This window comes from Pararhodobacter sp. (assembly GCF_036802785.1).
Lineage (GTDB): Bacteria > Pseudomonadota > Alphaproteobacteria > Rhodobacterales > Rhodobacteraceae > Pararhodobacter.
In genome coordinates this window covers 17,317-29,200 of sequence record NZ_DAIRVN010000062.1, presented here as the reverse complement: position 1 = coordinate 29,200, position 11,884 = coordinate 17,317, and the positions used below count along the sequence as shown (strand labels likewise).

The 11,884-nt window shown below is 64.2% G+C and carries 11 protein-coding genes; 7 read left to right on the top strand and 4 right to left on the bottom strand.

Annotated features, from left to right (window positions below):
• The first annotated feature begins 519 nt into the window (after window positions 1-519).
• Window positions 520-876 (top strand): helix-turn-helix domain-containing protein, encoded by a 357-nt coding sequence (locus tag V7Q53_RS17665; RefSeq protein ID WP_333830046.1) that lies wholly within the window; start codon window positions 520-522, stop codon window positions 874-876.
• Window positions 877-1,002: 126 nt separating this feature from the next.
• Window positions 1,003-1,809 (top strand): histidinol-phosphatase, encoded by an 807-nt coding sequence (gene hisN / locus V7Q53_RS17660; RefSeq protein WP_333830045.1) that lies wholly within the window; start codon window positions 1,003-1,005, stop codon window positions 1,807-1,809.
• Here hisN and guaD read toward each other — a convergent pair whose 3' ends face one another.
• Entirely contained in the window at window positions 1,810-3,105 is a 1,296-nt protein-coding gene (guaD, locus tag V7Q53_RS17655; RefSeq protein WP_333830044.1) for a guanine deaminase, read from the bottom strand.
• A gap of 132 nt (window positions 3,106-3,237) precedes the next feature.
• On the opposite strand from guaD, the gene mgtE reads away from it, so the two are divergent.
• Window positions 3,238-4,653 (top strand): magnesium transporter, encoded by a 1,416-nt coding sequence (gene mgtE, locus V7Q53_RS17650; protein ID WP_333830043.1) that lies wholly within the window; start codon window positions 3,238-3,240, stop codon window positions 4,651-4,653.
• A gap of 19 nt (window positions 4,654-4,672) precedes the next feature.
• Window positions 4,673-5,221, top strand: a complete 549-nt coding sequence (locus V7Q53_RS17645; RefSeq protein WP_333830042.1) for a 5-formyltetrahydrofolate cyclo-ligase — start codon at window positions 4,673-4,675, stop codon at window positions 5,219-5,221.
• 85 nt (window positions 5,222-5,306) lie between these two features.
• Here V7Q53_RS17645 and phaZ read toward each other — a convergent pair whose 3' ends face one another.
• Window positions 5,307-6,584, bottom strand: a complete 1,278-nt coding sequence (phaZ, locus tag V7Q53_RS17640) for a polyhydroxyalkanoate depolymerase (RefSeq protein WP_333830041.1) — start codon at window positions 6,582-6,584, stop codon at window positions 5,307-5,309.
• 118 nt (window positions 6,585-6,702) lie between these two features.
• Between phaZ and phaC the strand changes: the two genes are divergently transcribed.
• From phaC to phaR, 3 genes are all read left to right on the top strand, one after another.
• Window positions 6,703-8,487, top strand: a complete 1,785-nt coding sequence (gene phaC / locus V7Q53_RS17635) for a class I poly(R)-hydroxyalkanoic acid synthase (protein ID WP_333830040.1) — start codon at window positions 6,703-6,705, stop codon at window positions 8,485-8,487.
• A gap of 126 nt (window positions 8,488-8,613) precedes the next feature.
• Window positions 8,614-9,093: a phasin, PhaP gene (locus V7Q53_RS17630; protein ID WP_333830039.1), complete on the top strand. Its 480-nt coding sequence runs from the start codon at window positions 8,614-8,616 to the stop codon at window positions 9,091-9,093.
• Between the two features lie 255 nt (window positions 9,094-9,348).
• Window positions 9,349-9,945 carry a polyhydroxyalkanoate synthesis repressor PhaR gene (gene phaR / locus V7Q53_RS17625; protein ID WP_333830038.1) on the top strand — a complete coding sequence of 199 codons (597 nt, stop codon included), beginning with the start codon at window positions 9,349-9,351 and terminating at the stop codon, window positions 9,943-9,945.
• 260 nt (window positions 9,946-10,205) lie between these two features.
• Here phaR and trpD read toward each other — a convergent pair whose 3' ends face one another.
• On the bottom strand, window positions 10,206-11,225 hold the full coding sequence (gene trpD / locus V7Q53_RS17620; RefSeq protein ID WP_333830037.1) for an anthranilate phosphoribosyltransferase: 1,020 nt from the start codon (window positions 11,223-11,225) through the stop codon (window positions 10,206-10,208).
• Window positions 11,222-11,803, bottom strand: a complete 582-nt coding sequence (locus V7Q53_RS17615; protein ID WP_333830036.1) for an anthranilate synthase component II — start codon at window positions 11,801-11,803, stop codon at window positions 11,222-11,224. The genes trpD and V7Q53_RS17615 overlap by 4 nt, the downstream gene beginning before the upstream one ends.
• Window positions 11,804-11,884: the final 81 nt, after the last annotated feature.

Here is an 11,884-nt window from a genome sequence, read left to right as displayed (position 1 = left end):
CGCGCCCCCCGCGCACTCCCCGCGCCTGCTCGTCGGCTGCGCCCGCTGTGTCTCCGAGCCAGGGGGTGGCAATTTCGGTGACGGTGGGGGGCGTGTCGGTCGCGGTCAGGACGAAGGCGCGCATGCTGGTGCTCCGGTTCGGATGATGGGTCTGGGGCGAGAATGTCTGCTGCGGGGCGGCAGGTAAAGGCTGACGCCACGACGGAACGATCTGCGGAACCGATCGGCGCCCGGGCGGTTTGCATTTTGGTAATACACGCGAAAGTTGTTTGCAGTTTTGTTTGCATTTTGCAAAACACGTCGTAATAGAATGGGCGTAAGGGGCGTTCAACTTTATCGGAGCGTGCGCGAAGCTGAATAATCGCCGCTCTTTTGGCACCTCTGGTTGAAGCGGCGCGCTTTTTTGCACGCGGGAAGCTTATTTTTTCGAAGCCGGGAGTTTTTGGCACGAAAATTGCTTGAGTGGTGTTTGTAAGATTATCGCGGCGCCCGCCGCACCGTATGACAAGGAGTATTTTCGTGAAACACCCCGTTGACGTGCATGTTGGCAAACGCATCCGCCACCGACGCTGGATGGTGGGCATGACCCAGCAGCAACTGGCTGATTCGGTTGGCATCAAGTTTCAGCAGATCCAGAAGTATGAAACCGGCATGAACCGGGTGAGTGCCTCCAGGTTGTGGGACATCGCCCGCACCCTTGGCGTGGCGATCGGCTTTTTCTTTGAAGGGCTGGACAAGGAAGAAGGCGCGGGGCTGGAGGCCGATCTGCTGGCCAACAAGGAAGCGATGGATCTGGTGCGCGCCTATTACGCGATACCGGAAGCGCAGCGCAGGCGTCTGTTCGACCTTGCGCAGGTGCTGTCAGAAGCGGCCTGATGCGCGCTTTCTGACAGGTGCTTGCTGCGATGGGGCGGGCCGGATAGACAGGCCCGGCCCCACCACCTGCGCGGGAAACCGGCTTTCCCCGGGGGGCTGTCAAACGCGCCTTAAGGAGGCCCCGCCATGGCAAACCCACCCGTCGAAGCGGCTGAGGCCGAAGAGCTCTGGCGCACGGCCCATGCGCTTGCCGATGCCGCACGCCCCGTCGCGCTGCGCTATTTCCGCAGCCTTGGCCTGACCGCTGAGAACAAGGATGCGGGCGGTTTTGACCCGGTTACCGCCGCCGACCATGCAACCGAAGACGCGATCCGCACCATTCTGGCCGAGGCACGCCCGCAGGACGGCGTTCTGGGCGAAGAGCGCGGGCATCTGACCGGCACCAGCGGCCTGACCTGGGTGATTGATCCGATCGACGGCACACGCGGCTTTCTGAGCGGGACACCGACATGGGGCGTGCTGATCGCGCTGTCCGATGCCTCGGGGCCGGTGCTGGGCATCATCGACCAGCCCTATATCGGCGAGCGGTTCTGGGGCGGGCTGGGGCAGGCCTTTGTCGAGGGGCCGATGGGCCGCGCGCCGCTGCAATGCCGCCCCGCCCGGTCGCTGGAGCAGGCCCTGCTGTTCACCACCTTCCCCGAGATCGGCACAACCAATGAGCGTGCGGCTTTTGGCCGTGTGGCTGAACGCGCCCGGCTGGTGCGCTACGGGATGGATTGCTATGCCTATGCGCTGCTGGCGGCCGGCCAGATCGATCTGGTGATCGAAGCCGGGCTGCATGCCTATGACGTACAGGCCCCCATTGCGGTGATCGAGGCCGCAGGTGGGGTTGTGACCGACTGGCAGGGTGGCCCGGTGCATCAGGGCGGGCAGGTCATCGCCGCCGCCAACCGTGAAATCCACGCCGCCGCGCTGGAATTGCTGAACGCCTGATCAGGCCGCAGGCCGCGCCACCGGCCTGCCGTTCACCCATGTCTCGTCGATGGCGCGGTCATCGCCCATCATGATGGTGGGGAAAAGCGCCTCCCACAGCGTTTCGGCGTTGCGCGCCCGCTGGGCGATGGCGGGGGTGGATTCCAGATCAAGGACGATCAGATCGGCCTCTTTCCCCGGCGCAAGGCTGCCGATGCGCCCTTCCAGCCCCAGCGCCGCCGCCGACCCGGCGGTGGCCAGCCACCACAGCTGCGCCGGATGCAGGGCGGTGCCGCGCAACTGGGCGATCTCATAGGCCGAGGCCATGGTGCGCAGCATCGAAAAAGACGACCCGCCGCCGATATCGCTGGCCAGCCCCACCCGCTGCCCCCCGGCCTTCAACCCCGCCATGTCGAACATGCCAGAGCCGATAAAGGCGTTCGAGGTGGGGCAATGGATCAGCGCCGCCCCTGCCTCCCGCAGCCGCGCCCGCTCGCGCGCTTCCAGATGGATCGCATGGCCAAAGAGCGCGCCGCGCCCGATCAGGCCAAAGCGCTCATACACATCCAGATAATCGCGCGCCTCAGGAAACAGGGCGCGCACCCATTCAATTTCCTCGGTCTGCTCGGACAGATGGGTCTGCATCAGGCAATCGGGGTATTCCGCCCAAAGCGCGCCCAGCGCCTCAAGCTGCTCAGGGCTTGAGGTGGGGGCAAAGCGCGGGGTGATCACATAGGACAGCCGGTTCTGCCCGTGCCAGCGCTCCAACAGCGCCTTGCTGTCGTCATAGGCGCTTCGGGGCGTGTCGCGCAGCCCCTCGGGCGCGTTGCGGTCCATGCAGGTCTTGCCCGCCAGCACGCGCATGCCGCGCGTCTGTGCGGCGGCGAACAGGGCATCGACGCTGGCGGGGTGGATGGTGGCATAGCTGCACAACGTGGTGGTGCCATGCGCCAGCAGCAGATCAAGGCAGCTCTCCGCCGCCTGCTTGGCATAGGCGGGATCGGCAAAGCGCATTTCTTCGGGGAAGGTATAGGTGTTCAGCCAGTCGATCAGCCGTTTGCCCCAGCTGGCAATGATGGCAGTCTGCGGATAGTGGATATGCGCATCGACAAAACCAGGTGAAATCAGCCGCTTGCCATAGTCATGCACCCGCGCTCCGGGATGGGCATTGCGTAGCGCGCTTGCCGGGCCGACGGCACGGATGACCCCGCCTTCAACCAGCACGCCACCGTGGCTGTCATGGCGCGCGGCCCCGGCGCCCGCGATGAACGGATCGGCAGCGAAGGTCAGGGTTTGACCGATGAGAAGGTCTGACATGGGAACTGCCTAGTTTCAGGAAGGTTGCTCTTTATCGCCCGGAAGTTTCCCCTTAACAACCGTCTGGCGAAGGGTGACTCGGCGGGCGACGCGGCGGGTAACTCGGTACGGGTGTCAGCGACGGAGGCGGCGATGAACGACGACGAGCGCAACCAGACGACGATTGCCGAGGGCACGCAGCCCCAGCAGAACGGGTCCGAGACCGATGCGGTGCTGGACCATGCGCGCATTGATCTCGCGCTGGAGGCCGTGGATGCGGGCGACGCACGCGCGCTTGCCGCCGCACTGGAGCCCCTGCACGCTGCCGATATTGCCGACCTTCTGGAGCAGATCAGCCCCAGCGAGCGCCGCGCGATGGTGGCCCTGTACGCCGATCAGATCGATGGCGATATCCTGTCCGAACTGGATGATTCAATCCGCGAGGACGTGATTGAATCGCTGCCGCGCGAAATTCTCGCCGAGGCAATGCGCGAGCTGGATACCGACGATGTCGTTGATATCCTTGAAGACCTTGAACATCGCGATCAGGCCTTCATCCTTCAGTCACTGGAAAGCGAAGACCGCGCCGCCGTTGAAAGCGCGATGGCTTACCCTGAGGCCTCGGCCGGGCGGCTGATGCAGTCTGAGACGGTGTCAATGCCGCAGGACTGGACGGTGGGGCAGGCGATCGACTATCTGCGAAATGCCGAATGGCTGCCGGACCAGTTCTATCATGTGATTCTGGTCGATGAGCGCCACCGCCCGCAGGGCAACGTGACGCTGGGCCGGGTGCTGGCCGCCAAGCGCGATGTCGCGCTGATGGACATCGCCGAAGAGATATTGCGCACCGTCGAGGCGACCGAAGATGAGGCCGAAGTGGCCTTTCTGTTCAACAAATATCACCTGATCTCGGCCCCGGTTGTGGATGAGGCGGGGCGGCTGGTGGGTGTGATCACCATCGATGACGCGATGAACGTGCTGGACGAAGAGCATGAGGAGGACATGCTGCGCCTCTCTGGCGTGGTGATGGAGGCATCGGTCAGCGACTCGGCGCTGACCACGGCCCGTCTGCGGCTGCCCTGGCTCGTGGTGAACCTTTTCACGGCCTCGTTGTCGGCGGTGGTGATCACCCAGTTCGAGGCGACGATTGAATCGCTGGTGATTCTGGCGGCGCTGATGCCGATCGTAGCCTCAACGGGGGGGATCGCGGGCACACAATCGCTGGCCGTGGCGGTGCGCTCGCTGGCCACCCGCAGCCTGACCAGCGCCAATGCGCGCCGCGTGGTCTGGCGCGAACTGGGGGCGGGGCTGCTGAACGGGATCGGGCTGGCGTTGGTGCTGGGGCTGGGGGGCTGGCTGATTTTCGGCGATCTGGTTCTGGGGGCCGTGCTGGGCATGGCGATGATCTGCAATCAGATCGTGGCCGCGCTGGGCGGCGTGCTGGTGCCACTGACGATGAACCGGCTGGGGATGGACCCGGCGCTTGCCTCGGGCACATTCGTTACCACGCTGACCGATGTGATGGGCTTCTTCGCCTTCCTCGGTTTCGCCACGATCTTTCTGCTGTAGCGCCGTGAGCGGGGTGGCGATGGCCAAAGCGGCGGCGCGCAAGGCCGCTTTCGCGGTACGCGCGGCGGCGCAGGCGGGTGCTGCCGGGGCGGAGGGCGCGATGCAGGCGCATCTGCGCGCGGCGCTCGCCGGGTTTGAGGACGCTCCGCTGGCCGGATACATGCCCATCCGCACCGAGGCCGATCCGCTGCCGGTGATGGCCGGGCATCGCGGCCCGGTGGGGGTGCCGGTGATTGTAGCGCCGGGGCAGGCGCTGGTTTTTCATCGCTGGTCCGAGGGATGCGCGCTGACGCCGGGGCCGTTCGGCGCGCGGGTTCCGACGGATGGCGTGGCCATGGTGCCGCGGGTGCTGATTGTGCCGCTGCTGTCGTTCGATGCGCGCGGTTACCGGCTGGGCTATGGCGGCGGGTTCTATGACCGCACGCTTGCGGCGCTGCGCGCGGCTGGGCCGGTTCTGGCGCTGGGCTACGCATACGCGGCGCAGGAGGTTCCCGGGGTGCCGGTGGACGGCTTTGACCAGCGGCTGGATGGGGTCGTGACCGAAAACGGGGTCAGCTGGTTTGACTGAGGCGGTGAAGCGGGCCCTCAAAAGCCCGCGTCTACGGCGCTTGCAAGCGCCGTAGACGCGGTTTCAGAACCGGACGGGCGCAACGTCAGGGATTGCTGGCCGCCAGCGTGATCTGGCTGCCCTTCGCCTCACGCTTGCCATGGGTATCCATGAACTGGAACACCAGCGGGCGGATGTTGTTGCGCCAGCTCTTGCCCGCAAAGATCCCGTAATGGCCCGCCCCCGGCTCCAGATGACTGGCCTTCTGCGAATCCTTCAGCCCGGTCAGCAGGTCAAGCGCCGCAAGGCACTGCCCCGGGGCCGAAATATCATCCTTCGCGCCTTCGACAATCATCACCGCAACATCGCTGACCGCGTCGATATCGGCGTGTTTGCCCTCGACCATGAAGCTGTTGGTGGCAATCTCACGGTTCTTGAAGATGCGTTCGACGGTGGAGAGGTAGAATTCGGCGGTCATGTCCATCACCGCCAGATATTCGTCATAGAAGCGGTTATGCTGGTCGCGCTCGCTGTCCTCGCCGCGCGCGGCGGCGGTGATCTTGTCGGCGAAGGCCTGCGAATGCCGCTCAAGGTTCATCGAGATGAACGAGGCCAGCTGCAGCAGGCCCGGGTAAACCTGCCGCCCCACGCCCGCATATTTGAAGCCCACGCGCTGGATTGCCAGATGTTCAAGCTGCCCCATCGTCACCCGGCGGCCAAAATCGGTCACATCGGTGGCGGCGGCGTCAGGGTCTACCGGGCCGCCGATCAGCGTCAGCGTCAGCGGCTGTGCCCGCGGCGCCTCGGCGGCGAGGAGCGCGGTTGCGGCCAGCGCCAGCGGCACCGGCTGGCAGACCGCTACGACATGCGTGTCCGGCCCCAGATGTTTCATGAAATCGACAAGGTAGCGGGTGTAATCTTCGATATCGAACTTGCCCTCAGATACCGGAATGTCGCGCGCGTTATGCCAGTCGGTCACCCACAATTCGCTGTCAGGCAGCAGGCTGGCCACGGTCGAGCGCAGCAGCGTGGCGTAATGCCCCGACATGGGCGCCACCAGCAGAATGCGGCGGGGCTTTTCCGGGCGGCTCTGCACCGAAAAGCGCACCAGATCGCCGAAGGGCCGCGCCAGTTCCACCTTGGTTTCGACCAGATGGTCGCGCCCGTCTTCGGCCACCACGGTGCGGATGCCCCAGTCAGGCTTGATGGCCATGCGCGCGAAACTGCGCTCGGTCACCCGGCCCCAGGCGGACATCATCCTGAACATGGGATGCGGCACCATGCCCCAGACCGGATACGACCCCATGGCCCGCGCCGAAGCGCCCAGCCATTCGTTGGTATTGCGCACAGTTTCCATGAGATCATAGGTGGCCATCTGCTTCATGCGTCTCTCCTGTGCGCGTTCTCGGGCACAATGCGGCGGGTGGCCCGGAAAAGCATGTTCCCAACGTGGCCTGGCCCGTCTATGCTGCAGTGCAGGAAGATAAGGGGGGAATTGGGACATGGCAACTTCGGAGTTTGACAATTCTGCCAATCTGGAAAAATTGAACGAGAATCTGGCCCGGATGGAGGTTCTGACACAACGTCTGGTTGCGGCCTTCGCCAGAAAGAAGCCGCAGCGCTCGGAACTTCAGGCGCCGGACCCGTCGATCTACCTGCGCGCGGCCTCGGCCTACTGGGCCGAAATGGTGCAGAACCCGTCGAAAATTCTGGAACATCAGGTCGGCTACTGGGGCAAGACCCTCAAGCATTTCGTCGAGGCGCAGGAGGCGCTGCGCGACGGCACGCTGACCCCGCCCGAAGACCACACCCCCGATGACCGCCGATTTTCCAACCCGCTGTGGAAGACCCACCCTTATTTCAATTACATCAAGCAGCAATATTTGCTGTCGGCGCAGGCGATCGAAGAGGCAATCGCCGATCTGGACACGCTGGATCCGCGCGAGAAGAAGCGGCTGGAATACTTCGGCAAACAGATCATCGACATGATGGCACCGACCAATTTTCTGGGCACCAACCCCGATGCGCTGATGCGCGCCGTCGAAACCGAGGGCGAAAGCCTGGTGCGCGGGCTGGAAAATCTGGTGCGCGATATCGAGGCCAATGAGGGGGAGCTGCTGGTCACCCTTGCCGACCGCGACGCCTTCAAGGTGGGCAGCAACATCGCCACCTCTCCCGGCGCCGTCGTCTATCGCAACCGCATGTTCGAACTGATCCAGTATGCGCCGACGACCGAGAAGGTCCACACCACGCCGCTGCTGATCTTCCCGCCCTGGATCAACAAGTTCTACATTCTGGACCTGAAGCCGGAAAACAGCCTGATCAAATGGATCACCGATCAGGGCTACACGCTTTTCGTGGTCAGCTGGGTCAACCCGGATGCCGCCTATGCCGATACCGGGCTGGATGACTACATTCAGGAAGGCTATCTGGAGGCCATCGCCAAGGTGAAGGAGATCTGCAACGTCAAGGCGATCAACGTGATCGGCTATTGCATTGCAGGCACCACGCTGGCCCTGACGCTGGCGCTGATGGAAAAGCGCAAGGACCGCTCGATAAAGTCGGCCACCTTCTTCACCACGCTCACCGATTTCTCGGACCGGGGCGAGGTAGGGGTCTTCCTGGAGGATGATTTTGTCGGCGGGATCGAGGCAGAGGTCAAGGATACCGGCATCCTGCGCTCGTATTACATGACCAAGACCTTCTCCTTCCTGCGCTCCAATGACCTGATCTATGGCCCGGCGATCCGCAGCTACATGCTGGGCGAGGCGCCGCCGGCATTTGATCTGCTGTTCTGGAACGGGGACGGCACCAACCTGCCGGGCAAGATGACCGTCGAATACCTGCGCGGCCTTTGCCAGAATGACCGCTTTGCCACCGGCACATTCCCGGTTCTGGGCGAAGAAGTTTCCATCAAGGGCGTCAAGGTGCCGCTCTGCGCGGTTGCCTGCGAGACCGATCATATCGCCGCCTGGCGCTCCAGCCTGCGCGGGATATCGAAGATGGGCGCGGCGGACAAACAGTTCATCCTGTCCGAATCCGGCCATATCGCCGGGATCGTGAACCCGCCGTCGAAAAAGAAATATGGCCATTACACCAGCGATGCCCCGCTGGGTGACCCTGACGCCTGGAAAGCACAGGCGGAATACCATCAGGGTTCGTGGTGGCCGCGCTGGGATGACTGGCTGCGCCCCCGCTCCGGCAAGCTGATTCCCGCCCGCGCGCTGCCTGATTCGTCCCTTGCCCCGGCTCCGGGAACCTATGTCACGGCCCATCCTGCACTGTAAAATCAGGCACTTGGCTGAAAATGCTGCAGTGCAGAAAAAACATCTTGAAATTCTGCGCTGCAGCACGCATATTGCTTGCATACGCAGAACCGGAATCCACCGGAGCGCGAGTAAGGAGAATTTCACATGGCTACCACCGATCTCAACAAGATGATGCAAGACATGATGGGCGCGTTCCCGGTCGACACCAAGGCGATGCAGGACATGTTCAAAACTCAGGCCGCACTGGGCGAGCGCATGAGCAAAGTCGTGCTCGAAGCTGCCGAGAAATCGGCCGAAGTGTCGAACAAATGGACCAAGCAGACGCTGGTCAAAATCGGCGAAGTCTCGACCGTCAAGGAAGAGCCCGTCGAATACAGCAAGTCGGTCACCGATTTTGCCTCGGCTTCGGCTGAAATCGCCGCCGAGCACATGGCCGCTTTCGCTGAAATCGCCAAGCGCGTTCAGATGGACACCGTCGAGCTGATGCTGGCTGCCGGCAAAGACATCTCCGCCGAAGCCACTGCCGTGATGCAGAAAGCGACCAGCGACGTGACCGCCGCTGCGAAAAAAGCGACCGACGAAGTGACGGCTGCTACGAAAAAAGCCAGCGCCCCGGCGAAGTAACCCCCCCGGCCCTTTACGGCGGCCCCTTGGGGCAGGCGTGACAGGGCTGAAACGGACCCGGGCTGCGCTTTTGCGCCCAGTACCGGCGCCCGACAGGGCGGGCCTCTGGCCCGCCCTTTTTCATGCCGTGCCGGGTTTCACGGGCGGCTGCGCCTCTTTTTTAAGCTCCCGCGCTGGCCGGGGCCAAGAATTTCTGTTCCCAGAAGGCAATTTGCGGTCTAGGCTTGCTGCAATGCAATAAAAGGGGGCGCAACCGTGCCGGACACCGAAAAGCCGCTCTTGATCAAGCGCTACGCCAGCCGCAGGCTCTACAACACCGAAAGCAGCGACTATGTCACGCTTGAAGACATCGCCCGCTTTATCCGCGCAGGCCGCGCGGTGCAGATCATCGATCTCAAGACCGGCGATGACCTGACGCGCCAATACCTGCTGCAGATCATCGCCGAACACGAAAGCCGCGGCGAGAATGTGCTGCCGCTGGAAGTGCTGACCGATCTGGTGCGCAGCTATACCGCGCAGGCGCAATCGGTGGTGCCGCAGTTTCTGGCCATGTCCTTTGACATGCTCCGCCAGGGGCCGGGCAAGATCGCCGAGCAGATGACCGCGATCAACCCGATGATGGCCCAGATGTCAAAAATGCCGGGGTTCGAGGCGATGCAGCGCCAGCAACAGGCGTTCATGCAATCCATGATGACGGGCTGGCGCGGTATGCCCGGCCGCGAAGGCGGCAAGGACGATGAGGAGGCGCCGGGCAACGCGCCCAAAGCCGCCGAGGCCGAGGGCGAGGATCTGGGCGAAATCAAGCGCCAGCTGGCCGCGCTGGAGGCGAAACTGTCGAAGCTGGAGAAATAGTGCGGTTCAGCGTGGAAACCGCACTGACTTCATCTCAGAGTCAATTGCCTGCTGCGCAGACGCCTTTTTGTTGAGAAAAGGGGGCGCTGCCCCCGCCCGTCCATCTGCGATGGACGGACTCCCCCGGGATATTTCTGAACAGGTGAAGCAGGGGCGCGGCGCCTCCCATTCATCTTGCCGGAAATACGCGGGGGGTGAATGGGCCGCAGGCCCAGAGGGGGCAAAGCCCCCTTCTTTGTTTTTTCCCGCGAGCGCGCAGGTCAGGTCAGCGGCAGGCGCCGTGCAAGGGCCGTGACCTTGTCCAGCGCGGCGCCCGAGGCGATGGAGGCGCGCGCCTGTTCCACCCCCTCCTTCAGGTCCGGGGCCTTTCCGGCAACGATCAGCGCGGCAGCGGCGTTCAGCAGGACCGCGTCGCGGTAGGCCGGGCGGCCCGCGCCGGAGAGGACCGCGCGCAGCTCGGCCGCGTTCTCTGCCGCTTCGCCGCCCAGCAGATCCTCGAACGGATGCAGCGGCAGGCCCGCGTCTTCTGGGTGGATATCGAAACTGCGGAGCGCGCCGTTCTCAAGCGCGACTACCTTTGAGGGCGCGGCGATCGACAGCTCGTCGGTGCCGTCGCCGCCATGCACCAGCCAGGCGTATTCCGACCCCAGCGCCTGCAGCACCTCGGCCATGGGGCGGATCAGATCGGGCGAAAAGGCGCCGGTGAGCTGGCGTTTCACCCCGGCGGGGTTGGTCAGCGGGCCCAGAATGTTGAAGATCGTGCGGGTGCCCAGTTCCGCGCGCACCGGCCCTACATGGCGCATCGCCGGGTGGTGCATGGGGGCCATCATGAAGCCGATGCCGGTCTCATGAAGCGCGGCCTCGACATCGGCGGGGCCGACCATGACATTGATCCCCAGCGCGCCCAGTGCATCGGCGGCGCCGGATTTCGAGCTGAGGTTGCGGTTGCCGTGTTTGGCGACCGGAACACCCGCCCCGGCCACCACGAAGGCCGTCGCGGTGGAGATGTTGAGCGTACCCTTCCCGTCACCGCCGGTGCCGACGATATCCATCGCCCCGGCGGGCGCGCGGACCCGGACGCATTTGGCGCGCATGACGGCTGCCGCCGCCGCGTATTCGTCCACCGTTTCGCCCCGGGTGCGCAGCGTCATCAGGAATCCGCCCATCTGGGCAGGCGTGGCCTCACCCTCGAACAGGATGGTGAAGGCCTCTTCGGCCTCGGCGCGGGACAGCGGGCGGGTGACCGCCGCCGCGATCAGAGGTTTGATGCGCTGGCTCATGCCGGGGTCATCGTGCTGTCGAGGAAATTGCGCAGCATCTGGTGGCCATGCTCGGAGGCGATGCTTTCGGGGTGGAACTGCACCCCTTCGATCGGAAGCGTGCGGTGTTTCAGCCCCATGATCATGCCGCCGTCCAGCCAGGCGGTGATTTCAAGGCAGTCGGGCAGGGTTTCCCGTTCCACGATCAGCGAATGGTAGCGCGTGGCCTTGAAGGGGGAGGGCAGGCCGGTGAAGACCCCTTTGCCGTCATGCCGGATATGGCCCATCTTGCCATGCACGATCTCGCCCGCGCGCACCACCTTGCCGCCAAAGGCCTGCCCGATGGTCTGGTGGCCCAGGCAGACGCCCAGAAGCGGTGTCCGGGTCTCGGCCGCCGCGGCGACCAGCGGCAGGCAGATTCCGGCCTGATCAGGGTCGCACGGCCCCGGGCTGAGCACGATCGCTGCCGGATTGAGCGCCATGGCCGCCTGCACGTCCAGCGCATCATTGCGCCTGACCACCACATCTGCGCCCAGCTCGCCCAGATAATGCACGAGATTATAGGTGAAACTGTCGTAGTTATCGATCAGGAGCAGCATGGCGGGCCTTCCGGTGGCAAGCGCCCTCTTCATGCCCCCGAGGGTGGCGCGGGGTCAAGGGCTGTGTTCATCCCGGACGGG